Origin of the sequence: Croceibacterium segetis (assembly GCF_011320115.1) — a bacterium.
Taxonomy (GTDB): domain Bacteria; phylum Pseudomonadota; class Alphaproteobacteria; order Sphingomonadales; family Sphingomonadaceae; genus Croceibacterium_B; species Croceibacterium_B segetis.
The window spans coordinates 256,365-280,483 of record NZ_JAANOZ010000003.1; the positions used below are offsets into that span (position 1 = coordinate 256,365).

Below are 24,119 nucleotides of genomic sequence, written 5' to 3' on the forward strand. Positions count from 1 at the left end.
GAGATTGGCGGCTCGGGTAGATTTGCCACTGTCAAACAGGTGCTCGCCACGGCGGGATGCCCGTTGGGGAGAGGAATCCATGAATCTCAAATTCGGTGTCCGCGGCGCTGCGCTCCTGTTGGTCGGCGTTCCTGCCTTGCCGGCACTCGCGCACCATTCGTTCGCGATGTTCGACAACACACGCTCCGTCACGCTGCACGGCAAGGTCACCGCGTACCAGTGGACGAACCCGCATTCGTATCTCGATATCGATGCCGACGACGGCAAGGGTGGGACCAAGCACTACACGATGGAGATGACGAGCCCGAACATGCTCCATCGCGGCGGCTGGAGCTCGCGCACGGTGAAACCGGGCGACGTCGTCACAGCCGTCATGTCCCCGCTCCGCGACGGACAATCGGGCGGCCTGCTGCTCGAGCTGACGCTCCCGAACGGGACCAAGATGCTGCCCGGCGTGCCCAACGCCCAGCGCTACAAGATCACGTCATGAGAGAGGCCATCCTTCTCGCGGCGCTGAGCCTTGCCACCGCGGCGTCGGCCGCCGACCATCCCGATTTCAGCGGCACGTGGGAGCGCTATCCGCCCCCGAACGAGAAGGCCGATCCGCGCTATGCGCCGACGCCGATCCCCGATCCGCCGCTCAAGCCCGAGTTCAAGGTCAAGTGGGACAGTGACCAGAAGAAGCTGCAGCAGCGCATCGAGGAAGGCCAGCCTGCGGGCGACAACTACGTCCATTGCATCCCCGACGGCATGCCGGCGATGATGATGGGCATGTTCCCGATGGAAGTGTTCCAGCGGGCCGAGCAGATCAACATCACCCAGGAAGCCTTCAACCAGACCCGGCGCATCTACATGAACCAGCCGCTGCCGAAGTGGGATACCGTCGATCCCAGCTTCTACGGCCAGTCGGTCGGCCACTGGGAAGGCGACACGCTGGTGGTCGAGACGACCGGCGTGAAGGACTACGTTACCTTCCGCTGGGCGCCGCATTCGGAATCGATGAAGATCACCGAACGGATCAGCCTTCTGGCGCCCGACTACCTCAAGGACGAAGTCACGGTCGAGGACGATCACCTCGCCAACCCGTGGACCTGGGCGTGGACCTTCCGCCGGATGAAGGACTACAAGCTGCAGGAATACGTGTGCGAGGATAACCGCGAATATGTCAGCGAAGATGGCAGCCAGCACCTTCGCATCGACAAGTGATGGAAACCGAGCGCGTTAGTTACAACGACGGCGAAACCGTCCTTACCGGGCTGGTCTATCGGACCGCGAGCAGCCCGCGGGCCGCGGTGCTGGTCTACCCGACGATCATGAACCAGCAGGGCGTGGTGCTCGACAAGGCGCAGTCGCTGGCCGAGCATGGCTACCTCACGTTCGTGGCCGATTTCTACGGGCGGAACCCGGAAAACTTCGAACAATCGCGCGAATTTGCTGCCGAAATTCGCCCGCAGCCGGAGGATTTCCGCCGCCGCATCCGCCAGGCCATTCGTTCGCTGGCCTCGCTGCGCGGCGCCGACGCCCTGCCCTTCGCTGCCATCGGTTTCTGCATGGGCGGCGGTGCGGTCCTCGAGCTGGCTCGCGAGGGCGCACCGCTCGAGGCCGTGGTGAGCTTCCACGGCCTGCTCGGCACCGACCTACCGGCCGAACCGGGCGAGGTCACCGCGCGCATCCTTGTCTGCCATGGCGACGCCGATCCGCTGGTGCCGCGCAGCCAGGTGGTCAGTTTCTGGGAGGAAATGGACGCGGCCGGCGCCAACTGGCATTTCCATTCGTACAGCGGCGTGATGCACGGCTTCACGAACCCAGGGCCAGCACTCAATCCGGCTGTCGGCTATGACGCCAGCGCCGACAGGCAGAGCTGGGCGGCGATGTTCGAACTGTTCGACGAGGTGTTCGGCTAACCTTGCTTGCCTGTCAGCAGCGGGTACGGGTTGATCGAGGTGGCTGACTCGTACCACTTCGCATTCGGCGTCGTTTGCATGATCTCGAAGTGCAGGTGTGGTGCATCCGGACTGGCGTCGCCCGTCGAGCCGACCGCGCCGAGCGTCTGGCCCTGGGCAACTCTTTGTCCTTCGTGCAGGCCGTCGGCGTAGCGATCGAGGTGGGCGTAGTAGAAGATCGTCGCGCGGTCGGGCGAGCGGACGTAGAGGGTGTTGCCCCCGGCATCCGAGCGGAACAGCTTCTCCACCGTGCCCGCCGCTGCCGCGACCACCGGCGTCCCGCGCGGGGCCACGATATCGAGCGCCTCGTGCAAGCGCGATCCTCCGCCCCGTACATCTTCGAACGTGTCGACCAATTGCTCGGGCTTGACCCCGGCAACCGGGATTTGCAGGCCTTTCGAATTGGCCGTCGGTGACCGCACCGCAACCGTCGGCTCGCCGCCCGCACCCGTTGCCGCCAGCTGCGCCGCGGGGGCTCCCGACGGCACGGTGCGGGTAACCCACGCGCTGCCGAACAGGATCCACGCCGCCGAAGTGATCGTGGCGGTCGCGGCGATCGTCGAGAGGCGGTCGGCGAAGCGCATGTCAGGCCTGGAAGACGACCTTGGTCTTGGTATCGATCATCTGCGCCAGGCGCGCGGCGTCCCAGTTGGTCAGCCGCACACAGCCGTGACTTTGTGTCCGGCCGATGGTCTGCGGCTCGGGCGTGCCGTGGATGCCGTAATGTTCCTTGGTAAGATCGATCCATACCACGCCAACCGGCCCGTTCGGTCCAGGGGGCAAGCGCTGCTTGGTGTCGTTGGCGCCGGCATCCCAGAACAGGTCCGGATTGTAATTGAAGTGCGGATTGCGGCTGATAGTCGTGATGCCCCAGGTCCCGAGCGGCAGGGGATCATGCTGCGAACCGGTGGTGACGGTGAACGTCGCCACCAGCTTGCCGGCCTCGTCGTAACCCTTGAGCCACCCGCCCGACTTGTCGACCACGATCTTGCTGACGTGCGGCTGATCTGTGCCGACGCCCAGCGAGGCGAGCGTCGCCTGCCAGGTCTTGTCCTCCACCACCGCCGGGTCGATCCGGTCGGCACCGACGTTGGGAACGCGAACCAACTGGCCGGCATGGAAGCCCGGCTGTGCCGGTCCGTTCGAGGAGGAGGCCGCTGGAGTGAGAGAGGCGGCAGCGGTTGCGGCCGCCTTGGCATTTCCTTGCGCCGTGTTCGCGCCGCCTTGGGCAAGCGTCGGGCTCGCCATGCCCGCCGGTTGCCCGTTCGGGTTAAGCTGGTCGAGCACTTCCGAGGTCGTGTGAAACCGCTCGGCGAGACGTTCGTCGAGGCTCTCGTAGCCGAGCTCCTGCAGCTTCGCCTGGTCCTCCGGCTCCTTGGGGACCTTCTGGTACTGCCGAGTGCCCCAGTCGTCCGGGATCTTCACCACGCGCGTGGCGGGAATGTTGTTCCACTGCCCGAGCGCCTGCTGGGTCGCCGGATCGAGCTTGCCGGTCACTTGCAGACCGTGAGCCTCCTGGAAGCCCTGGAGCGCGTTCTCGGTCGAGATGCCCATCTTGCCGTCGATCACCCCGGGGCCGAAGCCCTGGCGGTCGAGCACCACTTGCGCCTGCATGATCGGCCGCGACTGGGAATCGGGGATGTCGATCCGGGCTTGTTCGCCAGCGGCCGGGTCTTGCGAGGCCATGCTGTCGGCACCGTTTTGCGCCACGGCCACCGTGGCGGCCGCCGTCGGTTGCTGCCTGGTCTTGTCATGGTCGTTGGAGCCGCATGCGGCCAGCGCCATCAGCGCGACGGCGGCGAGAACGGTACGCATGGGTCTGAAATCTCCGGTGGCGGGGCGCGGAACCGCCCCCTGTTCACCGGATCAACGAGTTAGCGCGGCAAAATATCCGCCTCAGGCGACCTTCTCTGCCTCGATACGGGTCCAGCGATAGGCGTACCACGCGAACGCGACGAGAGCCACGAGCGCGATCAGTTGGGCGGCCGGCGCAAAATTCTCATTTACGAGGATAAGGGGATTTTCGCCGAAAATGCCTACCAGACCCGTGGTCGCGAGGCCGGCAAGGCTCTCGCCGACGATCAGACCCGTGGCCAGCAGCACTCCGCTGCGCTTCATGAACTCCGGCCGCGTGGTGCGGTCGGCGCGCTTGTCCCAGAAGTGCCCGACGAAGGCGCCGATCGCGGTAATCAGGATCAGCGAGATCGGCAGGTACATGCCCATCGCCACGCCGAGCGGCGGCAGGCGCAGGCCCTTGCCGTTCGTCCTCGCGCGCACGCCGAGCCATTCGTCGATGACGATGACCACGCCGATGATCGCCGCCCCGTAACCGAGCAGGTCCCAGCGAAGCGTTCCGCCGAGCACGCCCTGCGCCAGCGAAGAGATCAGCGAAGCTTGCGGCGCCGGGAGCGAGCCAGGGCCGGCATTGGGCGCGCCGGCAAAGCCCATCGTCGTGTTGAGCAGGTTGAGCACCGGCGGGATAACCAGGCTGCCGCAAGCAATGCCGATCACTAGCGCCACCTGCTGCTTCCACGGCGTCGAGCCGACGAGATAGCCGGTCTTGAGGTCCTGCAGGTTGTCGTTGGCGACGAGGGCGATGCCGAACACGAAGGAGGTGGCGAACAGGGCGAAGGCGACCAGCGCCTTAGTGTCGGCGTCCGAATGGTGCCCGGGGAACAGCAGCATGACCATGATCGAGGCGACGATGATCGACAGGATGCCGACGCCCGAAACCGGGCTGTTCGACGTGCCGACGAGCCCGGCCATATAGCCGGTTACCGCCGCCACCACCGCGCCGATCGCAAGCACGAAGACCAAAGTTGCGGTGATCGCCACGCCGAAGTTGGCCGCGACCGGTCCGCCCTGGACGAAGGTCCACAGCATCCAGGCGATCGGCAGCAGCGCAATGAGCAGGGTGCCGTAGACGATGGAGCCCGGAAGGTCGCGCTCGGTAATGTCTATGACCTCGCCGCCTTTGCGCGCGCGCGATGTGGCCGCGATGCCGGCGAGCCCTTCGGCGATCGGTTTGACGAGCTTGAGCATCGTCCAGATCGCCGCGACGGCAATCGCGCCGGCGCCGATGAAGCGCACCTGGGTTGAGAAGATCGTGCCGACGAAGTCCTCGACCGAGCCCGTGACGCCGGCCGCGGCGGTCATCCACGGCAGCAGGATGCCCCACGAGATCACCGTGCCGACGAGGAGCGCGATGCCGGCGGAAAGCCCGATCAGGTGGCCGATTGCAAGCAGCCCGAGCGAGGTGGTGGAGGCAACTCCGGTCGCGCCCGCGCCGACGCGGAAGAAACGCGAAATCTCGGCCGCGGCCAACCCGAACGCGATGAGCACCGCCAGCACCACGCTGACAAGCCCGCCGAAGACCATCGTCCTGAGGCCAAAGCGGCTCTCCGCCGCGCCTTCTGCGGTCGCGCCGCCCACCCTGAGCACTTCGGCACCGGCGATCCCTTCGGGGTACGGCAGGGGCGAATTGACGACCAGCGCGCGGCGCAGCGGCACCGACATCATCACGCCCATCGTCCCGCCGATGAAGCACAGGGCAACGGTCGTCCAATAGGGGAAGCTCGTCCACCAGCCGACCATGATCAGCCCGGGAATGATGAAGATGATCGTCGCTACCGCCCCGGCCGCGCTGCAGATCGTCTGCGTGATGTTGTTCTCGACCAGGCTGTTGTCGGAGAAGTTGCGCAGCAGCGCCATCGAGATCACCGCCGCGGGCAGTGCGGTCGAGAACGTCAGGCCGACGCGCAGCCCGAAATAGACGTTGGCCGCGGTGAACAGGAAGGTCAGCGATCCGCCCAGCAGAATCGCGCGCAGCGTAAGCTCGCGGACGGGCGTCGTGGCGGTGGTCATCTCAGCGGCTCTCCCCAGCTCGGCTCAACGAAGGTCTGCACGATTATTGCGCGCAGGGAAACGATCTTTGCGTCAACCCGGGGCTTTGGCAATCGCCTCATGGAATGCGCGCACGGCCTCGGCCTCATCGCCCTTCCACACCGCCCCGCAAACGGCGAGGAAATCGGCTCCCGCGGTCACCAGCGGTCCGCAGTTCTGCGGGGTAATCCCTCCTATGGCCACGCAGGGAATCTCGAAGACTTCCTGCCACCGGCTAAGCAATTCGAGGTCAGGCCGATGCTCGCTGGCCTTGGTTTCGCTCGGAAAGAAGCTGCCGAAAGCGACGTAGTCGGCCCCCGCCTCGCCCGCCTCCATCGCCAGATGCACGCTCGCATGGCAAGTGACGCCGATCTGCGCGTCGCGGCCCAGTTCTTCACGCGCGTCGCGCACGTCGCCGTCGTCCTGCCCAAGGTGGACGCCGTCAGCCTTGAGCCGCTTGGCCAGCGCGATCGAATCGTTGACGATGAAGGCGACGTCGTGGCGCGCGCAGATCTCCTGCAGCGGCTCGGCGAGCCGCGCGGCCTCGTGCTGCTCTACGCCCTTCACGCGGAACTGGAACGCCGCTACCGGCCCCGCCGCCAGTGCGCGTTCGAGCCGCGCGGGGAAATCGCCGCCGACGTCGAGCGGCGAGATGAGGTACAGCTGGCAGCGGGGGTTATCGGCAGGCATCGCGCGGTTCCGTAGAGCGCCGTGCCCCGTCCGCCAAGCGTGCTCGCAATAGTGAAGGTGTGACTTGACTATTTGTTGCTCTTTTTTAGTGAAGCCATCACTTCACCAATGGAGATTCGCATGACCGTCCACGACACTTTCGTGATCGAACGACATTTCCCGCACAGCCGCGATCGCCTCTACCGCGCGCTGTCCGACCCCGAGCTCAAGGCGCGTTGGTACTCGGCCGAGCGCACGGGCGTGATGAAGTTTGAAATGGACTTCCGTCCCGGTGGCCTCGAACGCCAGCATTACACGCTCGGCGAAGACACGCCGTTTCCCGGCGCCGTGATCGTCAACGAAGGCCGCATCGAAGATATTCGCGAAGGCGAACGCATCGTCGTCAGCAGCAGCACCGACTTCGCCGGCAACCGCATCTCGACCGCGCTGATCACTTACGACCTGAGCGACAATGGCGACGGCTGCAAACTCACGTTGACGCACCAGGCGGCGTTCTACGAAAACGCCGACGGGCCACAAATGCGCCGCGGCGGGTGGGAAACGCTGCTCGACGTGCTCGAACGGTCGCTGGCATCGTGACTTCCGAGGCCGCCGCGCTGTTCGACGCGATGGGCGATCCCACGCGACGGGCGATGGTGTCGCTGATGGCGCGAGGTCCGGCGAGCGTTTCCGCGCTCGCTGACCCGCTTGGGATCACCGTGACGGCAGTCGGCCAGCACTTGCGCGTGCTCGAACAGGCCGGGCTGGCCTGTTCGGAGAAGCGCGGCCGCACGCGCTATTGCCGGATTCGTCCTGAAGGACTCGACTCGATCGAAGCCTGGACCCGGCAGGTCCGCCGCGAATGGGAAGCCCGGCTCGAACGCCTCGGCGACATGCTCGACGAGATGGGGCCCCAAGCGGGCCGTTGATGCGTTGATGCATAATCGACAGACCGGAGACATGCCGATGATCAAGGCTTCCGCCGCCCTCGCCCTGGCCGCCCTGCCCCTTGCCGGTTGCGCGACACTTTTCGGCTCGGGCGCGAACTCGGTCCACACCCTGGCGCTTGGACAAACGGGCAATTTCGGACCGGTCAACCTGACTCCGATCAGCGTCGAGGAAGACAGCCGCTGCCCCACGGCCGTGCAATGCATCTGGGCCGGACAGGTGCGCCTGAAGGTGCTGGTCGAGCCCGCCGGTGCCGATCACGCGGTGTTCGCAACGCTTGGGCAACCCCTTGGAGTCGACGGAGGCACGCTGCTGCTCGAACAGGTCAGCCCACAACGCGGCTCGACGGCACAAATTCCGCCCAGCCATTACAGCTTCACCCTCCGCTACACGCCCCAGACTCGGTAGTGGGCCTCGTAGCCTAGGTGGTCCGACAGGCTTGAACCGTCGGCCCTCACACCGAAGGGCACTTCGAAGCCGGTCAGCGTGACCGACAGACGCATATTGCCGCGATAGAAGAGCCAGTCCTTGGCGCGGCGCAGGATCGCCTCCATGTTGCGCCTGTCGTCTTGCGCAAGCGTATGCTCGCTGGCGAACGCGTCGAGCAGCGAGTTCCGCGACTGCGTCAGGGGGTTGGCCCCGAGATCATGCCAACGGACTTTCGCGCGGCCCGTATTGAAATCGCCGCCGAGGAACGCGACCGCGTGAGCGGGCACCCTTTCCGCAATGAACTGTCGCAATGCGACGGTCTGGTACGCATAGGCGGTGTCGGCGCGATCTTGCGCCACGCCTGAAGCGGCCCGCGAATTGAGATGGGTATCGATGAACGCAACCGGCTGCGCGCTGCCGGGTATCCGCACCCAGGCGATAAGCGCGCCCTTGTTGGCCAGGCAATCGTAACCCGCGCAGGCCCAGGTGGGAAAGGCGAGCCGGTCCACCTTGGTGATCGGGTAATCCGACAAGATGCGAAGGCCACTGTCGAGCCACTTGCCGTCGCCTTCGCCCTTGAGATGCGATGTCGCCGCGACGAAGCGGTTTGCAGCCGCCGGCGCCGGGGCCGTGTTGACGGCGTGCGCCGAAGGCCCCGCGACGACATAGCGATAGCCCGCTTCCTCGGCGATACGCGCGCCCGGCCCGGCGAACGCTTCCTGCAACATCACGACATCGGGCTCACGTCCTTGTTGGCGCAAATCGGCCAGATGCGCCGCGATCCGGTCGAGCGAGGCGGCGCGGCCAAAACGCGCCGGTGCCGGGAGCCCCTCGACATTGTACGACATCACCGTCAGCGAATTCGCCGCGCGGTGGCGACTGAGCGCCGTCGAGCCGTAATCGGAACCGCCACCAGGCGGCTGACCCGCGGCCGGGCCCGCGCTGAGGCCAGGCGTCAGCGCTAGCAGGAAAGCTGTCACGACGCGCGACGGGCGCACGTTTCCAAGCTTTCGATCCACACTCCCATCCCTTCGTCACCAGGTCTGTGAGAGTGACGCCGGGCGAACGGCAATTCCTCAGTCGGATACGACCCCTAGCGAATGCTCGCCATGTGTATCTGGTCGATCGCCGCACCGAGCGTGCGATCGAATTCCCCGTCGCTCTGGTGCACCCGCAAGTCCTGCAGCAGCCCCCGGCTGAAGCTGGCGATCATGCCTTGGTTCTCGGCCAGCTTGGCGCAGGCCTCGTCGGTGCTGTAGCCGCCCGAAAGTGCGACGACGGCGAGCACTTTGGGATGCCCGATCAGCTCGCGGTAGAAGTTCGCCACGACCGGGATCGACAGCTTGAGCATGACTTGCTGCCCGTCGGCCAGCGCGTCGAGTTGCTTGAGGATTTCCGCCTTGAGAATTTCCTCGCCCGCGGCCCGGTCGGGGGCCTTGATCGAATACTCGGGCTCGAGGATCGGCATCATCCCGTGGGCCAGCACTTGCTTGCCGACTTCGAACTGCTGGGCAACCGCCGCGGCAATCCCCGTGGCGTTCGCGGCGTTGATCACCGAACGCTCCTTGGTGCCGAACACGCCGAGCGCCTTGGCCCGCTCGAGCAGCGCGTCGAGCCCGGGCATGGGCTTCATCAGCTGAACGCCGTCGGCTTCGGCCTCGAGGCCCTTGTCGATCTTGAGGAACGGCACCACGCCGAGGTCGATCAGCGCCTGCGGCACCGGCTTGCCGTCGACCGACCCGTCCATCGTCTTTTCGAACAGGATCGCTCCGATCACCTTGCCGCTGGCGAAGCACGGGCTCTTGATGATCCGGCTGCGCATCTGGTGGATCAGCTCGAACATCTCGTCCTCGCTCGACCAGGCGCCTTCCTCGATGCCGTAGCCGGTCAACGCCTTGGGCGTCGAGCCGCCGCTCTGGTCGAGCGCGGCGATGAAGCCCTGCCCGGCAGCCATCTTGGCGGTCATGTCTTCGGTATTCATCGGCATCGCGTACTCCTTGGCTCTCTCTGCCGCGGGACTTAGCCACCGCGCCGCGGCGCGGCAACGGGTCAGACGCGGAAACGAATTGACCGGCGTCCCGGCGTTCGCCAGGTTTGATTCAAGGGGGGAATTCGATGCCCAAATCGCGACGCCTGATCATGCTGCCGCTTGCCCTGTTGGCGATGGGCGCTGGTGCGCAAGCCCGGACCCCCAAGGTCGGCGAAGTCGCTCCCAACTTCGAGCTGAGCCTGGTGAATGGTCAAAAGGTGACACTGGCCGATCTGCGCGGGGAGGTCGTCGTGATCAACTTCTGGGCGACCTGGTGCGTGCCGTGCCGCGCGGAGCTTCCGGCACTTGACGCCTACTACAAGCTGCAGAAGAGCCACGGCTTGCGGGTCTTCGCGATTACGACCGAGGGTTCGGTTCCCGAAAAGAAGCTGCACGATTTGTTCAGCGCGATGACGATCGAGCCGATTCACAAGCTCAAGGGCCCCTACGCCTATATCGACCATGCCGTGCCGACCAACTTCGTGATCGATCGCGCCGGCAAGATTCGATACGCCAAGGCCGGGGCGTTCAATCTCGACCGGCTGAACGAGATTCTCATTCCGCTGCTCAAGGAGCCACCGCCGAAGGAACCGCAAGTCGCCTTGGCTAACTAGTCAGTGCGGCCACGCCGGGCAATTCCTTGCCTTCCATCCATTCCAGAAAAGCGCCGCCGGCGGTTGAAACGTAGCTGAAATCGGCGGCCACTCCCGCGTGGTGGAGCGCCGCCACGGTGTCGCCGCCGCCGGCGACAGAGACCAGCGAGCCTTCGCGTGTCAGCGCGGCCGCGGTCCTCGCCAGCGCCACCGTGGCGGTGTCGAACGGCGGCGTCTCGAACGCGCCGAGCGGTCCGTTCCAGACCAGTGTGCGGCAGGTCTTGAGGACATCGGCGAGCGCCTCGGTCGCTTGCGGGCCGATGTCGAGGATCATCTCGTCGGCGGCGACCTCGTGGACGTTGCAGGTGCGCAAGCTGGGCGGATTGGCGGCAAACTCCTTCGCCACCACGACGTCATAGGGCAAGTGCACCGTGCAGCCGGCCTGGTCGGCGGTGTCGAGGATTGCTTCGGCGGTCTTGGCGAGGTCGTGCTCGCACAGGCTCTTGCCGACATCGACCCCGCGCGCGGCAAGGAAGGTATTGGCCATGCCGCCGCCGATGATCAGGTGCTGGACTTTGCCGACGAGATGCTCGAGCACGGCGAGCTTGGTCGAGACCTTGGCCCCGCCGACCACGGCGGCGACCGGCTTCTCGGGATTGCCGAGAGCGGCGTCGAGCGCCTTCAATTCCTTCTCCATCGCCCGCCCGGCATAGGCCGGCAGCAGGTGCGCGATGGCCTCAGTGCTGGCGTGGGCGCGGTGAGCCGCGGAGAAGGCGTCGTTGACGTAGAAGTCGCCGTTCGCGGCAATCGCCTTGGCGAGTTCCGGATCATTCTTCTCCTCGCCGGCCCAGAAGCGGGTGTTCTCGAGAATGCCGATATCGCCCGGCCGCATGATGCCGAGCGACTGCTGAACGATCGGGCCGGCGAGCTCGGAGATGTACATCGTCTCGCGCCCGAGCACGGCCTCGACCGCGCCCTGGACCAGGCTGAGCGACAGCGTCGAGCTGCGCTCACCCTTGGGCCGGCCGAAATGGGCCAGCAAGAGGACCTTGGCGCCGGCATCGGCCAGCTCGAGGATCGTCGGCGCCACCGCTTCGATGCGCGTCAAGTCGGTCGCCCGTCCGTCCTGCATCGGCACGTTGAGGTCGACGCGCACGAGCGCGACCTTGCCGCGCACGTCGCCGAGATCGTCGAGGGTGCGGAACGCCATCAGAGAATCCTTATCTCGTCGCCGACGGCGATCTCGCCGTCCTTGATCACCCGTCCGAGGAAGCCGCCGCGCCAGTCGGGCGTCAGCGCCGCGCGCAGGCCCGGGTGGAGCGCTTCCATCCGTTCGCACGGATCGCACTCATCGGTGATCTCGATCACCAGGGTGGCGCCGATCTGGACCTTCGTGCCAGCTTCGCGAGGAAAGCGCAGGCCTTCGACCAGCAGGTTGCGGCGTGAATTCCACCACTCGTGAGGGCAATGCGATTCAGCGGCCGCGGCCTCCCAGCCATCGCGTTCGAGCAAAGAGACCTGACGGGTCCGACCCGGCTTCGTCGACGCCATCCCGCCGCGGAAATCGCCGTGCACGCCCTCGGCCGCCGTTACGGAAACGGCGTCGACCGTCTCCATCGGGCCCTTGGGCTCGTGATGTCGCGCGATTCCTGCCAGTCTGCCGGTCATCTGCCCTCGCTCAGAGGAACTTCGCCATCACCCCGGCGGTGTCGATCATCCGGTTCGAGAAGCCCCACTCGTTATCGTACCAGCTGACCACGCGGCCGAGCTTGCCTTCGAGCACGGCGGTTTCGAGGCTGTCGACCGTCGAGCTCGGCGGCTGGTGGTTGAAGTCGGTGCTGACGAGCGGCTGGTCGGTGTAGGCGAGCACGCCCTTCATCGGCCCGTCCGCCGCGGCCTTGAGCGCGGCGTTGATTTCTTCCTTGGTGGTGTCGCGCGAAGGCGTGAACACGAGGTCGATCAGCGATACGTTGGGCGTCGGCACGCGCACCGAGGAGCCGTCGAGCTTGCCCTTCAGCTCGGGCAGCACGAGCCCGACCGCGCGGGCGGCGCCGGTGGTGGTCGGGATCATGTTCATCGCTCCCGCGCGCGCGCGGCGCAGGTCTAGGTGGATCTGGTCGAGCATCCGCTGGTCGTTGGTGTAGCTGTGGATCGTGGTCATGAACCCGCGCTCGATGCCGATCGCGTCATTGAGCACCTTGGCGACCGGCGCGAGGCAGTTGGTGGTGCAGCTGGCGTTGGAGACGATGTCGTCCTCGGCGGTCAGCGTATCCTGGTTCACGCCGAAGACGATGGTCTTGGAAACGCCGGTAGCCGGCGCCGAGATCAGCACCTTCTTCGCCCCCGCGGCGATGTGCGGCCGGCTCGCTTCGTCCGACTGGAAGAAACCAGTGCATTCGAGCACCAGCTCAACGCCCATCGCCTTGTGCGGCAGGTTGGCGGGGTCGCGTTCCTTGGTCACGGCGATGCGATGGCCGTTGACCGTGATCGAGTCGCCGTCGCAGATCACCTCGCCGGGGAAGCGGCCGTGGGTGCTGTCGTACTGGAAGAGCAGCGCGTTGGAGCGGGCATCGGCGAGGTCGTTGATCGCGACGAGCTCGAAATCGTGATCCTTGCGCTCGAGAATCACCCGGGCGACGAGCCGCCCGATGCGTCCGAACCCATTGATCGCTACCTTCGTCGTCATCTCAACAACTCCTGTTAATTACCTAGTTTTGCGAGGATTTTTGGAACGATCGCCTCGACGCTGAAGCCGAACTCGGCGAACAATTCCTCCGCCGGGGCGGAAGCGCCGAAGTGGTCGAGACCGATGCGGAGGCCATCCAGGCCGGTGTAGCGTTCCCATCCGAAGGTGGTTCCGGCTTCGATCGAGACCCGCAGGACATCAGCCGGCAGCACGTCGGCGCGATAGCCTTCGGGCTGCTCGTCGAACAGTTCGGTGCACGGCATCGAGACGACATCGGCGCCGATCCCCTGCCCTTCGAGCGCGGCGGCGACGTTGAGCGCCAATTCCACTTCGGAACCGGTCGCGATGAGCACGACCCGGCGGTCCGCCGTAGCCGCCCGCAGCCGATAGGCGCCCTTGGCGCACAAATTCTCGCTGGCGTCGTGGCGCACCGCCGGCAGGTTCTGTCGGGTCAGCGCGAGCACCGAAGGCCGCGCCGTCTCGTTCAGCGCCAGCTCCCAGCACTCGGCCGTCTCGAGCGTGTCTGAGGGGCGCATCACCAGCAGGTTCGGGATCGCCCGCAGGCTCTGCACATGCTCGACCGGCTGGTGGGTCGGGCCGTCTTCCCCGAGTCCGATCGAATCGTGCGTCATCACATAGACCACGCGGACGTGCTGCAGCGCCGAGAGGCGGATCGCAGGGCGGCAGTAATCGGTGAACACCAGGAAGGTGCCGCCGTAGGGGATCACCCCGCCGTGCAGCGCCATCCCGTTCATCGCCGCGGCCATGCCGAACTCGCGAATGCCGTAATAGATATAGCGACCGCCGTAGTTCTCGGCGGTGAGCGGACCGGTCGAGGGCGTCTTGGTGTTGTTCGATCCGGTGAGGTCGGCCGAGCCGCCGATCAGCGCCGGCAGGTCCTGCGTCAGCACGCCGAGCGCGGCCTCGCTCGACTTGCGGGTGGCCATCTTCGGGCCTTCGGCGGCGACCTTGGCCTTGTAGGCCGCCCAGTCGTGGAGACCCGGCAGGTCGCCGTTCATGCGCGCGGTGAACTCCGCGGCGCGGGAGCTGGCCTTGAGGCGCCCTTCCCAATCCGCGCGCGCAGCCTTGCCGCGCTCGCCGGTTGCGTTCCAGTCGGCGTAGATGTCGGCCGGAATCTCGAACGGTTCCGAAGTCCAGCCCAAGGTCTCGCGCGCGGCGGCAACCTCCGCCTCGCCGAGCGCCGCGCCGTGAGTGGCGCTGGTGCCCTGCTTGTTCGGCGCACCCTTGCCGATGACGGTCTTGCACGCGACCAGCGAGGGGCGCTGATCGGCCAAAGCCTCGTCGATCGCCCGGGCGACGTCGTTCACGTCATGCCCGTTGCAGCTGACCACGTGCCAACCGGTCGCGGCATAGCGCGCGCGGATGTCCTCGCTGGTCGAAAGGTCGGTCGAGCCGTCGATCGTGATGTGGTTATCGTCCCACAGCACGATCATCCGTCCGAGCTTCAGGTGCCCGGCAAGCCCGATCGCCTCGTGGTTGACGCCTTCCATCAGGCAGCCGTCGCCGGCGATCACCCAGGTGCGGTGATCGACCAGCTCGTCGCCGAACTCGGCGTTGAGGTGGCGTTCGGCGATCGCCATGCCGACCGCCATGGCCAGGCCCTGGCCCAGTGGCCCGGTCGTCGCCTCGACGCCTTCGAGCAGGAAGTTCTCGGGATGCCCAGCGCACGGACTGGCCAGCTGGCGGAAGTTGCGGATGTCGTCGATCGTCGGGCGCGCGTAGCCGGTCAGGTGCAGCACCGAATAGAGCAGCATCGAGCCATGTCCGGCGCTGAGCACGAAGCGGTCGCGGTCGGGCCACTTCGGATCGGCCGGGTCGAACTTGAGGTACTTCGACCACAGCACCGTGGCGACGTCGGCCATGCCCATCGGCATACCGGGATGGCCCGAATTGGCGGCCTGCACCGCGTCCATCGCCAACGCGCGAATGGCATTGGCCATGGGCGCAAGGCGGGCGGGATCGAGGCTCATTCGGGCAGGCTCCTGCGAGTGGGAAAGCAGCGCTGATTCGATGCGCCGCCTCTCTTGCGGACCACCCTTCCCCCGTCAAGCGCGGCGCCCGAGAGGGTGCCCATCGCAGCGCGAGAACTGTTCACAGCTTTCTCGGCCAAGGCTTTGCCCTTGCGGAGGCATTTTCGTAAGCTGCCGCGATGGACGGGGAACGCACTCAGCGGGCGCTGGCCCGGATCGAGGCTGCCGCGGCGCGGATCGAGCGCGCGGCCTCGCAGCGTCCGCTGACGTCGTCGCCCGGCGGGGACCCTGATCTCGAACGGAAATATCAGGCGCTGCGCGGCGAAGCAGGTGCCGCGCTGGCCGAACTCGACCGACTGCTGGGAGCGCTCGAGCCATGAGCAACGTCACGCTCGACATCGCCGGCCGCAAGTTCACCGTCGCGTGCGCCGAGGGCGAGGAAGCGCACATCACGATGCTCGGGCGGACGATCGACGCCAAGCTCGCCGACATGCCGCACATCTCCAGCCAGTCCGAGGCGCGCGCGCTGCTGTTTGCAGCCCTCCTCCTCGCCGACGAGAACCACGAGATGAAGAACGGCGGCGCGACGCCGGCCGAGGCCAGACCTGAGGTTGCCGAAGGGCTGGAAGCGCTGGCCGAGCGGCTCGAAGGCCTGGCGTCGCAGCTGGAAAGTGCCGGCTGACCGCAAGCGCGAGGGGGACATCGCATGTTGCCGACCATTATCGTGATCGCGATCGTCGCGATTCTCATCTTCTGGGGAGTCGCCATCTACAACCGCCTGGTGCGCCTGCGCGCGCTGGTGAAGGAGGGCTTCAGCGGCATCACGGTCCAACTCCGCCGCCGCGCCGACCTTGTGCCCAACCTCGTGAGCACGGTCGAAGGTTATGCCGCCCACGAGAAGAGCGTGCTCAACGAGGTCACCGCGCACCGCGCCGAGGCCGCCAATGCCGGCAGCGTGGCCGCCACGGCGCAGGCGGACAATGCCTTTACCGGAATGCTCGGCCGGCTGATGGCCGTCGCCGAGGCCTATCCCGACCTCAAGGCCGACGACAACTTCCGCCAGTTGCAGAGCGAACTCAGCGAGATCGAGGAGCAGCTCCAGGGCGCACGGCGCTATTACAACGCCACCGTCCGCGACCTCAACAGCAGCATCCAGTCGTTCCCGAACGTGCTGTTCGCGCGCCCGCTCGGCTTCAGCGAGGCTGAGTTCTACGCCGATGCCGATGCCTCGATCCAGCAGGCGCCGAAAGTCTCGTTCGACGCGGCCCAGGCCTGATTGCATGATCCGCGCGACGCGGCTGCTGGCGCTGCTCGCCGCGGCGCTGGCGTTCCTCCTGCCGGGAGCGGCTCTCGCCGACGAACGCATCCTTTCCTGGCGCAGCGACATCGCCGTGCGCGCCGACGGGGCGCTCGATGTGAGCGAGACCATCCGCGTCAACGTCGAAGGCAACCGGATCCAGCACGGCATCTTCCGCGATTTCCCGACCACTTACGGCAAGGACGGACGGCGCGTTCGCGTCGGCTTCGACGTCGCCAGCGTCGAGCGCGACGGCCAGCCCGAGCCATACGACACACAGCGCGGCGGCAACGGCGTGCGCGTCCAGATCGGCTCGGGCGACAAATACCTCGACTATGGCGAGCACTCCTACACCATCCATTACACGACGACGCGCCAGCTCGGCTTCTTCGAGGGCTACGACGAGCTCTACTGGAACGTCACCGGCAACGGCTGGGCCTTCCCGATCGACATGGCCGAAGCGCATATCCGCCTGCCGCAACCTGTGCCGTTCGGTCCCGAGCGCGCAGTCTATACCGGTCCGCAAGGCGCGACCGGATACGCCGCCAAGGTCGTTTCCGAGGGGCCTGGCGAGATCGTTTTCCGCACCACCGAGCCGCTCGGGCCTTACGAGGGCCTGACGGTGGCGGTGCGCTGGCCCAAGGGCGTGGTCGCCGAACCGCCCAAGCCGTCGGGCGCACGACTGACGTTGCAGGAACAGGCGCCGCGCGCCGGGGCGCTGGCGGCCTTGCTCGGCCTGCTGGTTTATTACTTCTTCGCCTGGAAGCGCGCCGGCCGTGGTCCGCGCGCGGGCACGGTGGTGCCGCTGTTCACCCCGCCCGACGCCATGTCCGCCGCGGCGGTCCGCTACGTCAAGCGCATGGGCTTCGACGACCGCTGCTTCGCCGCCGCGATCGTCGAGAGCGGCGTGCACCGCGAGCTGAAGCTGGTGGAAAGCGACGAGGGATTCTTCCACAGCAAGAAGACCACCCTGGAGAAGACTACCGGACAGGGCGGCCTTCCACCGCCCGAACACGCCATGCTCAGCTCGCTGTTCGCCGGCAGCCACACAATCGAGATGGACAACAAGAACCACGCCCGCTTCGCCCTCGCGCGCAAGGCCCTGAGCGACGGGCTGGAGGAGATCTACAAGGATAGGACCTTCGTCAGGAACCAGGGCTGGGCGTGGATGGGCGTGGCTTTGGTGTTCACCGCGATGTTGCTGATCGCCGCCGCCATCGCCTTCTCGGACTTCTACAGCACCTCGGCGGAGCGTTTCGTGCCGGCGCTGGGGCTGGCGCTGATGCTCGCCGCCGCGTGGCTCGTCTCCCGTCATCGCAAGGGCTGGGTGAATGGCTTGTCGATTGCCGCGTTGATGCTTGGCGGAATTGTCCTGTTCGGCATCGCCTTCGTCCGGCTGACCCAGATCGAGCCCGCCGGGACCTGGGCCTGCATGCTGGCCCCGCTGGCGATGCTGCCCCTGGTCCTGTCGGCTTTCGCCTGGATGAGCGCGCCGACGAAGGAGGGCCGCGCGCTGATGGACCGCATCGCCGGGTTCGAGCAGTACCTCTCGATCACCGAGGAGGACCGGCTCGAGGCAATGCATCCGCCGGAGAAGACGCCCGAACTGTTCGAACGCTACCTTCCCCATGCCATCGCGCTGGGAGTCGAGAACCGCTGGGCCGACAAGTTCGCCGCCGTGCTCGCCGCGGCCGAGACGGATCCCACCCGGCAGGGGAGCACGTTCGGCTGGTATTCGGGGCACGGCAACGTCTGGTCCGATCCGGGCCGGTTCGCCGGCACCGTCGGTTCGTCACTCGCCAGCAGCATCTCCTCGGCATCGACCGCGCCCGGCTCCAGCAGCGGGTCGGGCGGCGGTGGCTCCTCGGGCGGCGGCGGCGGCGGCGGGGGTGGCGGTGGCTGGTAACCTTGCCGAGGGCCGTCGAAGCGCCTAAATAGGGGACGGCGGGACTGCCCGGCACGCGCCGATCGAATATCCCTGAGGCTATAAGCAATCCTTGGGAGCTGTCCCTGCCCGGTCCACGGGTTCGTCCTGAGGGCCGGTGCATATGGTTCCCACCTGACGTTAGGCGTCAGAGGATTTCTCCGGCTCCGACCCATGGTGGTTCCGCCACTTCCACCAGCTAGAAAATTGACGCTCCGCGCGCCTTCGCCCTACAAGTGGGGCCTTGAGTGGGGCGGATGGACGTGCAGCGGTTCGGGGTAGTCGAATTCGACCCGGCGCAGCGCCGGTTGACGGTCAAGGGCCGTCCAGTCGAGCTTGACCGTTCTTCGGCCGCCATTCTCTCGATTCTCGTCGGCGAGGCTCCCGGGGAAGTCGGCAAGGACCGACTTCTCGAAGCCGGTTGGCCGGGCCGCCTGGTGCATGAAAATTCGCTCGCCAAGGCGATAAGTCGCCTGCGCCAGGCCTTGGGCGCGGATGGCGAAGCGCTCGAGACGGTCCACGGCTACGGCTATCGCTTGGCCGCAAACGTCGAAACGGGCGCGGCCACCACCCCGCAGCATGCGGCGCACTTGCGCAAGCCGGCCCGCAGCCTGACGGTCCTCGTGCTGACCGCGATCATCGCCGTGGCGGCATGGGGCGCGATCGAATTCCAGGGCAGCCGCGCGCGCCACGTGGTCAACGGCGAATCGGCCGAATCCGTCGGCCGCGTCCTGTGGGTGGACGATCATCCCGACAACAATCTCGACGAACGGCGCTACCTCGAACAGCACAAGATCGCGTTCTACCGCGTCGCCAATACCGAGGAAGCGCTCTCGCTCCTGCAGATGTACGCCTATGGCGCGGTGATCTCGGACATGGGCCGCGGCGACCGGCCGCTTGCAGGAATCGACTTGCTCAAAGGAATGCGCGCGCGGGGCGATGGGCGGCCGTTCATTCTCTACACCGTCTATCCCTCGGACGCGCAGCGCAAGCTGCTCGCCGACTACGGCGGCCAGGGCGTCGCGGCAACGCCCGGCGAGCTCTACGCCGCGCTGCTGCCGCTGTTCGGCCAAGCGCCTGTCGCGGACTAGGCCTGGCGGCAAATTCATAACTTTTCAGAACTCGGCAAAGACTCGCCTTCCGTCGCCGGCCTAGGCCGCTCGCGACATGAACGCCTCGCCCGATCTCGACGGCCTGCTGCCTTCCGCCCCAATGCTGGCGGCTGCGCTCGACCTGATAGCGGATGCGGTGGCGATCGTTCGCGCCGACGGCCGGGTGGTGTTCGCCAACCGCGCGATGCACCGCGCGCTCGACGAACGGCGGCTGCTGGGGATGTACGGAGGGCGCCTGGCGCCCTGCGATCCGGAGGCGGCGCCATGCTTCGGTCGCATGCTGTGTGCCGCTAGCCGCGGAAAGCCGGTCTCGCCGCTGGCGCTACCCTCCCCTGGACGACCCGCCACGATCAAGGCCGAGCCGCTCGAGGGGGGAGCGAGGTGGCCGGCCGGCAAAGCCTTGCTGCTCGTCGCGCTCGACGACCCGCAGCGGCCGCTCCGCGACGGAGTCGACCGCATTGCGCGACAATTCGGACTGACCCCGCGCGAAGCGACCATCGGCGCGCATCTCGCGGCCGGCTGGCGGATCGGCGAGATTGCTTCGACGATTGGCGTTTCGCGCAACACCGTCCGCTCGCATGCCGCTCTGCTGCGCGAAAAGCTCGGCGAGCACAGCGCGCTGGCGGTGGCGGCGCGCTTCCGCTCAGCCACCGCAATCTAGTTCGTCAACTCTCGACTCCGTTCCGCCGCGACGGCATGGGGACGCCATGTCCGAACCCGATATCGCCGCGCAAAAGAAAGAGATCCGCAACCGCTTGCGCAAGGCACGCGTCGAATATGCCGCCGGCTTGCCGCCGGAAATCAGCTCGCTCGTGTTCCACCGTCCGCCGGCGGCCGTGCTCGAACTAATTCCTGACGACGCGGTGATCGGCCTCTATCGCGCCGATCCGGGCGAGGCTCCGGCCAATTCCTACGCGAAGTTCTTCTTCGAGCGCGGCCACACCATCGCCCTGCCCTGGCTGGTCGATCTGCAGACGCCGATGATCTTCCGCCAGCACACCGATCCTTACGCCGAAAGCGACCTCGCCAAGGGTTACTTCGACCTGATGCAGGGCAGCGACGAGGCGCCCGAGGTGGTGCCCGACGTGTTGTTCATGCCCCTCGTCGCCTTCACCGCCGACGGCCACCGGCTCGGCCAGGGCGGCGGGTTCTACGACAAGTGGCTTGGCGCCCATCCGCAGACGATCCGCTTCGGCCTCGCCTGGGACATGCAGGAGGTGCCCGAATTGCCCAACGAGTGGCACGACATGCCGCTGACCGGTGTAATCACCCCTACCCGGCTGCTCGGTCCGTTCTGATGCGGACTGAGCCGACACTACGGATCCCGCTCGGCATACTGGCGCTGCTGGCTGGACTCGGGGTATATGCGGGCGCGGTGATGTGGGCTTCGCAGTGGATCGGGCAACTGCCGATCTGGGCGCAGACGATCGTCTACGTTGTGCTCGGCGTCGCCTGGCTGCTGCCGCTCAGGCGCTTCCTGATCTGGATGGAAACAGGGTCCTGGAAGGTCCCAAGTGGCGCGAGTGACGGGACTTGAACCCGCGACCTCCGGCGTGACAGGCCGGCACTCTAACCAACTGAGCTACACCCGCGTATTCGCGTTGCACCGCTTGGGAGCCGCGCCACTAAGGCAGGGGCCGCAGGGTGTCAACGCCCGTGCGGCGGTGTTTTTCAGCGCTCGTATTTCCAGTTGCGGCGCTTGCCTTCGGCGAGCCATTCGATCGACGTTGCGAGGCGCTTGGCCCGGGTCGCGTCCTGCTTGGCCTCGCTGACCCATTCGACGTATTCGCGGCGCTGCGAAGGCGGAAATCCCTCGAACGTCGCGCCAGCCTTCAGGTTCTCGCGCAGCGCCGCCTCGAAATCCTGCGGCACGGGCAGCTCGGCCTTGGGCTGCGGCTTCCGGACCCGCTTCACCGCGCTGCCCTCGGTATCGATCCGCTCGCGCGCCTCGACCAGCTTGGCCGCCAGCTCGGAATCGTTGGGCAGGGCCTTCATCGAATTGAGCTTGCCGTAGCTGCCCATGCCGTCGCGCTGATCCTGCCGCCCGTCGCCATGGACCATCACCGCGCAATGCGCCTTGAACGCTGCCATCCCGGCGATGTTCTTCCCCTTGTGGGTGAAGTGCGGCATGCCCCATTTGACCGCCTCGCCGGCGCCGGGAATGGTCTGGTGAACCAGCTCGCGAATATGCCGCAGGATCGGCTTGGCGAAGTCGCCCGCCTTGTCGATGTAGGCGTCGATGCGCGGATCGCGGCTCATCGGGCGACTATACCACGTCAGCCGGCGAGCAAAAGTACCGGTGTCTCGAGCAGCTTCTTGACCGCCTGAACGAAGGCAGCGGCATCGTAGCCGTCGACCACGCGATGGTCGCAGCTGATCGACAGGTTCATCAGCTTGCGTTTCTCGATCCGCTCGCCGCCCATACCGTCGGGGACGAACATCGGCCGCTCCACGATCCGATTGGGTCCGATGATCGCCACTTCGGGGCGGTTGATTACCGGCGTCGAGGCAATGCCGCCGAGCGGGCCGAGCGAGGTAACCGTGAGCGTCGAGCCGGAGAGTTCGTCCGACTTCGCGGTGCCGGCCCGAGCGGCTTCGGCAAGCCGGGCGATCTCGCTAGCCAGTTGCCACAGGTTCTTGCCTTGCGCGTCGCGGATCACCGGGACCATCAGGCCGGCATCGGTCATCGTCGCCACGCCGAGGTGGACCGAGCCGGAACGACTGACGACATTCGCCTCGTCGTCGTAGCGCGCGTTGATCATCGGGAACTCGGGCAGCGCGCGGCAGATCGCGGTGATCAGCAGCGGCAGCAAGGTGAGCTTCGGTTTTTCGCCCCGGTTGGCGTTGAGATCGGCGCGCAGCTTATCGAGATCGGTCACGTCGCATTCCTCGACATACGAGAAGTGCGGGATGTGGCGCTTGGACGCGGCCATGTTCTCGGCGATGCGCCGGCGCAGGCCGATGACCTTGACCTGCTCGTCGCGCATCGCCTTGCCGGCCGGAGCGTAGCCCTTGGCACCGCTGTAGGAGAGGAACGCGTCGAGATCCGCGTGGCGCACGCGGCCGTCCTCCGCCGCGCGGACCTCGGCGAGATCGATGCCGAGTTCCTTCGCGCGGGCGCGGACTGCGGGACTGGCGAGGACTTTGCCGCTGGATTGGCTGGCAACAGGCGGCGCCGATTTGGCGACGGGCGCAGGTTTCGGGGCGGGCGCAGGTTTCGGGGCGGGTGCAGGCGCGGGCGCCGGCTCAAGCTCTCCGGCTTCCTCGATCGCCTTCTCGACATGCTCGGCCTCGGGAGTCTCGGCGTCGATCTGCTCCCGGACCACCTCGGCCTTCGGCGCCGGCGCCTCGTCGGGCAATTCACCCTCGGTCTCGATCACCACCAGCGGGCTGCCGATGGCGATCACGTCGCCCGCCTCGCCGGCGACTTCGACGATCGTCCCGGCCACCGGGCTTTCCATCTCAACCGTCGCCTTGTCGGTCATCATGTCGGCTAGGCGGCCGTCTTCCTCGACCCTGTCGCCGACCTTGACGTGCCAGGCGACGATTTCGGCCTCGGCGATGCCTTCGCCGATGTCGGGCAATTTGAAGGTAAAGCGAGCCATTATGCCCCCAGCAGCTTGTCGAGCGCTTCGCCAATGCGAACCGGTCCGGGGAAGTAAGCCCATTCGAGGCTGTGCGGATAGGGAGTGTCGAACCCGGTGACGCGCTCGACCGGCGCTTCGAGGTGGTAGAAGCAGCGTTCCTGCACCAGCGCCGCCAGTTCGGCGCCGAAGCCGCTGGTCCGCGTCGCCTCGTGCACCACCATGCACCGCCCGGTCTTTTCGACCGACTTTTCAATCGCTTCGATGTCGAGTGGGACAAGCGTTCTCAGGTCGAGGATTTCGGCATCGACGCCCTTCTCCCGGCATACCGCCTCGGCGACATGGACCATCGTGCCGTAGGCGAGCACGGTCAGCGCTTGTCCTTCCCGCACCATGCGCGCCTTGCCGAGCGGGATCGAATAGTAACCCTCGGGCACCTTGGCATCGGGGTGATCCTTCCACGGCTTGGTCGGGTGGTCGTAATAGCCGTCGAACGGGCCGTTGTAGATCCGCTTGGGCTCGAAGAAGATCACCGGGTCGTTGTCCTCGATCGCCGCGATCAGCAGCCCCTTGGCGTCGTGCGGGGTGCTGGGGACGACAGTCTTGAGGCCGGAGACGTGAGTGAAGATTGCCTCGGGGCTCTGGCTATGCGTCTGCCCGCCGAAAATGCCGCCGCCGAATGGGCTGCGCACGGTCATCGGCGCGATAAACTCGCCCGCCGAACGATAGCGCAGCCGTGCCGCTTCGCTGATCAGCTGGTCGAGCCCCGGATAAATGTAGTCGGCGAACTGGATTTCAGGAACCGGGCGCAGGCCATAGGCACCCATCCCGACCGCCACGCCAATGATCCCGCACTCGCTGATCGGCGTGTCGAACACCCGCGTCTTGCCGTATTTCTCCTGCAGGCCGGCCGTGCAGCGAAAGACGCCGCCGAAATAGCCGACATCCTCGCCCATCACGATCACGTCGGGATCGCGCTCGAGCATGATGTCGAGCGCGTCGTTGATCGCCTCGATCATGTTGAGGCTACGG

Annotated in this window: 28 protein-coding genes and 1 tRNA gene; 15 read left to right on the forward strand and 14 right to left on the reverse strand. The window is 66.5% G+C overall.

All coding sequences use genetic code 11. The annotated features are described in order from the left end of the window. Positions 1-79: 79 nt before the first annotated feature. Genes G7B69_RS04960 through G7B69_RS04970 form a run of 3 tightly spaced genes read left to right on the forward strand, consistent with a single transcriptional unit; the run spans position 80 to position 1,904 of the window. Positions 80-490 (forward strand): DUF6152 family protein, encoded by a 411-nt coding sequence (locus tag G7B69_RS04960; protein ID WP_166176706.1) that lies wholly within the window; start codon positions 80-82, stop codon positions 488-490. Further along, a complete protein-coding gene (locus G7B69_RS04965; protein ID WP_166176708.1) occupies positions 487-1,206 on the forward strand; it encodes a hypothetical protein in 720 nt (239 codons plus the stop codon). The genes G7B69_RS04960 and G7B69_RS04965 overlap by 4 nt, the downstream gene beginning before the upstream one ends. After that, a complete protein-coding gene (locus G7B69_RS04970; RefSeq protein ID WP_207785953.1) occupies positions 1,206-1,904 on the forward strand; it encodes a dienelactone hydrolase family protein in 699 nt (232 codons plus the stop codon). Before G7B69_RS04965 ends, G7B69_RS04970 begins: the two co-directional genes overlap by 1 nt. Here the strand turns inward: G7B69_RS04970 and G7B69_RS04975 are convergent. From G7B69_RS04975 to thiE, 4 genes are all read right to left on the reverse strand, one after another. Further along, complete coding sequence (locus tag G7B69_RS04975) at positions 1,901-2,527, reverse strand: M23 family metallopeptidase (RefSeq protein ID WP_166176712.1); 627 nt, start codon at positions 2,525-2,527, stop codon at positions 1,901-1,903. The two genes, G7B69_RS04970 and G7B69_RS04975, sit on opposite strands and share 4 nt — an antisense overlap. 1 nt (position 2,528) lies before the next feature. Beyond that, entirely contained in the window at positions 2,529-3,758 is a 1,230-nt protein-coding gene (locus G7B69_RS04980) for a L,D-transpeptidase family protein (protein ID WP_166176714.1), read from the reverse strand. Positions 3,759-3,839: 81 nt separating this feature from the next. Beyond that, on the reverse strand, positions 3,840-5,807 hold the full coding sequence (locus G7B69_RS04985) for an OPT family oligopeptide transporter (protein WP_166176716.1): 1,968 nt from the start codon (positions 5,805-5,807) through the stop codon (positions 3,840-3,842). Between the two features lie 72 nt (positions 5,808-5,879). Then, positions 5,880-6,515: a thiamine phosphate synthase gene (thiE, locus tag G7B69_RS04990; protein ID WP_166176718.1), complete on the reverse strand. Its 636-nt coding sequence runs from the start codon at positions 6,513-6,515 to the stop codon at positions 5,880-5,882. Positions 6,516-6,635: 120 nt separating this feature from the next. Between thiE and G7B69_RS04995 the strand changes: the two genes are divergently transcribed. The 3 genes from G7B69_RS04995 to G7B69_RS05005 are packed head-to-tail and all read left to right on the forward strand — an operon-like array spanning position 6,636 to position 7,850. Beyond that, positions 6,636-7,094 (forward strand): SRPBCC domain-containing protein, encoded by a 459-nt coding sequence (locus G7B69_RS04995; RefSeq protein WP_166176720.1) that lies wholly within the window; start codon positions 6,636-6,638, stop codon positions 7,092-7,094. Next, on the forward strand, positions 7,091-7,423 hold the full coding sequence (locus G7B69_RS05000) for an ArsR/SmtB family transcription factor (protein WP_243415030.1): 333 nt from the start codon (positions 7,091-7,093) through the stop codon (positions 7,421-7,423). Before G7B69_RS04995 ends, G7B69_RS05000 begins: the two co-directional genes overlap by 4 nt. 31 nt (positions 7,424-7,454) lie before the next feature. Continuing rightward, positions 7,455-7,850 (forward strand): hypothetical protein, encoded by a 396-nt coding sequence (locus tag G7B69_RS05005; RefSeq protein ID WP_166176722.1) that lies wholly within the window; start codon positions 7,455-7,457, stop codon positions 7,848-7,850. Here G7B69_RS05005 and G7B69_RS05010 read toward each other — a convergent pair. Next, a complete protein-coding gene (locus tag G7B69_RS05010) occupies positions 7,829-8,890 on the reverse strand; it encodes an endonuclease/exonuclease/phosphatase family protein (RefSeq protein ID WP_166176724.1) in 1,062 nt (353 codons plus the stop codon). The genes G7B69_RS05005 and G7B69_RS05010 overlap by 22 nt on opposite strands. Before the next feature lie 74 nt (positions 8,891-8,964). Then, positions 8,965-9,852, reverse strand: coding sequence for a fructose bisphosphate aldolase (locus G7B69_RS05015; RefSeq protein WP_166176919.1), 888 nt, complete (start codon positions 9,850-9,852; stop codon positions 8,965-8,967). Between the two features lie 134 nt (positions 9,853-9,986). Here G7B69_RS05015 and G7B69_RS05020 point away from each other — a divergent pair, with 134 nt between their 5' ends. Then, positions 9,987-10,514, forward strand: a complete 528-nt coding sequence (locus tag G7B69_RS05020) for a TlpA family protein disulfide reductase (protein WP_166176726.1) — start codon at positions 9,987-9,989, stop codon at positions 10,512-10,514. Here G7B69_RS05020 and G7B69_RS05025 read toward each other — a convergent pair. The 4 genes from G7B69_RS05025 to tkt are packed head-to-tail and all read right to left on the reverse strand — an operon-like array spanning position 10,507 to position 15,170. Continuing rightward, positions 10,507-11,706: a phosphoglycerate kinase gene (locus tag G7B69_RS05025; protein WP_166176921.1), complete on the reverse strand. Its 1,200-nt coding sequence runs from the start codon at positions 11,704-11,706 to the stop codon at positions 10,507-10,509. The two genes, G7B69_RS05020 and G7B69_RS05025, sit on opposite strands and share 8 nt — an antisense overlap. Beyond that, positions 11,703-12,161 (reverse strand): MOSC domain-containing protein, encoded by a 459-nt coding sequence (locus G7B69_RS05030; protein ID WP_166176728.1) that lies wholly within the window; start codon positions 12,159-12,161, stop codon positions 11,703-11,705. Before G7B69_RS05030 ends, G7B69_RS05025 begins: the two co-directional genes overlap by 4 nt. Positions 12,162-12,171: 10 nt before the next feature. Further along, positions 12,172-13,179 carry a type I glyceraldehyde-3-phosphate dehydrogenase gene (gene gap / locus G7B69_RS05035; RefSeq protein WP_166176730.1) on the reverse strand — a complete coding sequence of 336 codons (1,008 nt, stop codon included), beginning with the start codon at positions 13,177-13,179 and terminating at the stop codon, positions 12,172-12,174. Between the two features lie 14 nt (positions 13,180-13,193). Beyond that, a complete protein-coding gene (gene tkt / locus G7B69_RS05040) occupies positions 13,194-15,170 on the reverse strand; it encodes a transketolase (RefSeq protein ID WP_166176732.1) in 1,977 nt (658 codons plus the stop codon). 179 nt (positions 15,171-15,349) lie between these two features. Between tkt and G7B69_RS05045 the strand changes: the two genes are divergently transcribed. From G7B69_RS05045 to G7B69_RS05080, 8 genes are all read left to right on the forward strand, one after another. After that, on the forward strand, positions 15,350-15,550 hold the full coding sequence (locus G7B69_RS05045; RefSeq protein WP_166176734.1) for a hypothetical protein: 201 nt from the start codon (positions 15,350-15,352) through the stop codon (positions 15,548-15,550). Continuing rightward, the gene (locus tag G7B69_RS05050) at positions 15,547-15,852 is read left to right on the forward strand and encodes a cell division protein ZapA (protein ID WP_166176736.1); all 306 of its coding nucleotides are present in this window, start codon (positions 15,547-15,549) and stop codon (positions 15,850-15,852) included. The genes G7B69_RS05045 and G7B69_RS05050 overlap by 4 nt, the downstream gene beginning before the upstream one ends. Positions 15,853-15,876: 24 nt before the next feature. Continuing rightward, on the forward strand, positions 15,877-16,446 hold the full coding sequence (locus G7B69_RS05055) for a LemA family protein (RefSeq protein WP_166176738.1): 570 nt from the start codon (positions 15,877-15,879) through the stop codon (positions 16,444-16,446). Between the two features lie 4 nt (positions 16,447-16,450). After that, a complete protein-coding gene (locus G7B69_RS05060; RefSeq protein ID WP_166176740.1) occupies positions 16,451-18,373 on the forward strand; it encodes a DUF2207 domain-containing protein in 1,923 nt (640 codons plus the stop codon). A 275-nt stretch (positions 18,374-18,648) separates the two neighbouring features. Then, complete coding sequence (locus G7B69_RS05065; RefSeq protein ID WP_166176742.1) at positions 18,649-19,482, forward strand: winged helix-turn-helix domain-containing protein; 834 nt, start codon at positions 18,649-18,651, stop codon at positions 19,480-19,482. Between the two features lie 76 nt (positions 19,483-19,558). After that, positions 19,559-20,164: a helix-turn-helix transcriptional regulator gene (locus tag G7B69_RS05070; protein ID WP_166176744.1), complete on the forward strand. Its 606-nt coding sequence runs from the start codon at positions 19,559-19,561 to the stop codon at positions 20,162-20,164. Positions 20,165-20,210: 46 nt separating this feature from the next. Beyond that, positions 20,211-20,801, forward strand: coding sequence for a 5-formyltetrahydrofolate cyclo-ligase (locus G7B69_RS05075; RefSeq protein ID WP_166176746.1), 591 nt, complete (start codon positions 20,211-20,213; stop codon positions 20,799-20,801). After that, the gene (locus tag G7B69_RS05080; protein ID WP_166176748.1) at positions 20,801-21,040 is read left to right on the forward strand and encodes a DUF2842 domain-containing protein; all 240 of its coding nucleotides are present in this window, start codon (positions 20,801-20,803) and stop codon (positions 21,038-21,040) included. The genes G7B69_RS05075 and G7B69_RS05080 overlap by 1 nt, the downstream gene beginning before the upstream one ends. On the opposite strand, the gene G7B69_RS05085 is transcribed toward G7B69_RS05080, so the two are convergent. From G7B69_RS05085 to G7B69_RS05100, 4 genes are all read right to left on the reverse strand, one after another. Then, positions 21,019-21,095: transfer RNA gene (locus tag G7B69_RS05085), tRNA-Asp, on the reverse strand. The genes G7B69_RS05080 and G7B69_RS05085 overlap by 22 nt on opposite strands. A 79-nt stretch (positions 21,096-21,174) precedes the next feature. Continuing rightward, positions 21,175-21,762: a YdeI/OmpD-associated family protein gene (locus G7B69_RS05090; RefSeq protein ID WP_166176750.1), complete on the reverse strand. Its 588-nt coding sequence runs from the start codon at positions 21,760-21,762 to the stop codon at positions 21,175-21,177. Positions 21,763-21,779: 17 nt separating this feature from the next. Continuing rightward, positions 21,780-23,108 carry a dihydrolipoamide acetyltransferase family protein gene (locus G7B69_RS05095; protein ID WP_166176752.1) on the reverse strand — a complete coding sequence of 443 codons (1,329 nt, stop codon included), beginning with the start codon at positions 23,106-23,108 and terminating at the stop codon, positions 21,780-21,782. Continuing rightward, positions 23,108-24,106: an alpha-ketoacid dehydrogenase subunit beta gene (locus G7B69_RS05100; RefSeq protein WP_166176923.1), complete on the reverse strand. Its 999-nt coding sequence runs from the start codon at positions 24,104-24,106 to the stop codon at positions 23,108-23,110. The genes G7B69_RS05095 and G7B69_RS05100 overlap by 1 nt, the downstream gene beginning before the upstream one ends. Positions 24,107-24,119: the final 13 nt, after the last annotated feature.

What these genes read in the sequence shown, in the direction of transcription:
- G7B69_RS04960 (WP_166176706.1), top strand. Translation starts at nt 80, where the DNA reads ATGAATCTCAAATTCGGTGTCCGCGGCGCTGCGCTCCTGTTGGTCGGC.
- G7B69_RS04965 (WP_166176708.1), top strand. Translation starts at nt 487, where the DNA reads ATGAGAGAGGCCATCCTTCTCGCGGCGCTGAGCCTTGCCACCGCGGCG.
- G7B69_RS04970 (WP_207785953.1), top strand. Translation starts at nt 1,206, where the DNA reads ATGGAAACCGAGCGCGTTAGTTACAACGACGGCGAAACCGTCCTTACC.
- G7B69_RS04975 (WP_166176712.1), bottom strand. Translation starts at nt 2,527, where the DNA reads ATGCGCTTCGCCGACCGCCTCTCGACGATCGCCGCGACCGCCACGATC.
- G7B69_RS04980 (WP_166176714.1), bottom strand. Translation starts at nt 3,758, where the DNA reads ATGCGTACCGTTCTCGCCGCCGTCGCGCTGATGGCGCTGGCCGCATGC.
- G7B69_RS04985 (WP_166176716.1), bottom strand. Translation starts at nt 5,807, where the DNA reads ATGACCACCGCCACGACGCCCGTCCGCGAGCTTACGCTGCGCGCGATT.
- thiE (WP_166176718.1), bottom strand. Translation starts at nt 6,515, where the DNA reads ATGCCTGCCGATAACCCCCGCTGCCAGCTGTACCTCATCTCGCCGCTC.
- G7B69_RS04995 (WP_166176720.1), top strand. Translation starts at nt 6,636, where the DNA reads ATGACCGTCCACGACACTTTCGTGATCGAACGACATTTCCCGCACAGC.
- G7B69_RS05005 (WP_166176722.1), top strand. Translation starts at nt 7,455, where the DNA reads ATGCCGATGATCAAGGCTTCCGCCGCCCTCGCCCTGGCCGCCCTGCCC.
- G7B69_RS05015 (WP_166176919.1), bottom strand. Translation starts at nt 9,852, where the DNA reads ATGAATACCGAAGACATGACCGCCAAGATGGCTGCCGGGCAGGGCTTC.
- G7B69_RS05020 (WP_166176726.1), top strand. Translation starts at nt 9,987, where the DNA reads ATGCCCAAATCGCGACGCCTGATCATGCTGCCGCTTGCCCTGTTGGCG.
- G7B69_RS05030 (WP_166176728.1), bottom strand. Translation starts at nt 12,161, where the DNA reads ATGACCGGCAGACTGGCAGGAATCGCGCGACATCACGAGCCCAAGGGC.
- gap (WP_166176730.1), bottom strand. Translation starts at nt 13,179, where the DNA reads ATGACGACGAAGGTAGCGATCAATGGGTTCGGACGCATCGGGCGGCTC.
- tkt (WP_166176732.1), bottom strand. Translation starts at nt 15,170, where the DNA reads ATGAGCCTCGATCCCGCCCGCCTTGCGCCCATGGCCAATGCCATTCGC.
- G7B69_RS05045 (WP_166176734.1), top strand. Translation starts at nt 15,350, where the DNA reads ATGGACGGGGAACGCACTCAGCGGGCGCTGGCCCGGATCGAGGCTGCC.
- G7B69_RS05050 (WP_166176736.1), top strand. Translation starts at nt 15,547, where the DNA reads ATGAGCAACGTCACGCTCGACATCGCCGGCCGCAAGTTCACCGTCGCG.
- G7B69_RS05055 (WP_166176738.1), top strand. Translation starts at nt 15,877, where the DNA reads ATGTTGCCGACCATTATCGTGATCGCGATCGTCGCGATTCTCATCTTC.
- G7B69_RS05060 (WP_166176740.1), top strand. Translation starts at nt 16,451, where the DNA reads ATGATCCGCGCGACGCGGCTGCTGGCGCTGCTCGCCGCGGCGCTGGCG.
- G7B69_RS05065 (WP_166176742.1), top strand. Translation starts at nt 18,649, where the DNA reads ATGGACGTGCAGCGGTTCGGGGTAGTCGAATTCGACCCGGCGCAGCGC.
- G7B69_RS05070 (WP_166176744.1), top strand. Translation starts at nt 19,559, where the DNA reads ATGAACGCCTCGCCCGATCTCGACGGCCTGCTGCCTTCCGCCCCAATG.
- G7B69_RS05075 (WP_166176746.1), top strand. Translation starts at nt 20,211, where the DNA reads ATGTCCGAACCCGATATCGCCGCGCAAAAGAAAGAGATCCGCAACCGC.
- G7B69_RS05080 (WP_166176748.1), top strand. Translation starts at nt 20,801, where the DNA reads ATGCGGACTGAGCCGACACTACGGATCCCGCTCGGCATACTGGCGCTG.
- G7B69_RS05090 (WP_166176750.1), bottom strand. Translation starts at nt 21,762, where the DNA reads ATGAGCCGCGATCCGCGCATCGACGCCTACATCGACAAGGCGGGCGAC.
- G7B69_RS05095 (WP_166176752.1), bottom strand. Translation starts at nt 23,108, where the DNA reads ATGGCTCGCTTTACCTTCAAATTGCCCGACATCGGCGAAGGCATCGCC.
- G7B69_RS05100 (WP_166176923.1), bottom strand. Translation starts at nt 24,106, where the DNA reads ATGATCGAGGCGATCAACGACGCGCTCGACATCATGCTCGAGCGCGAT.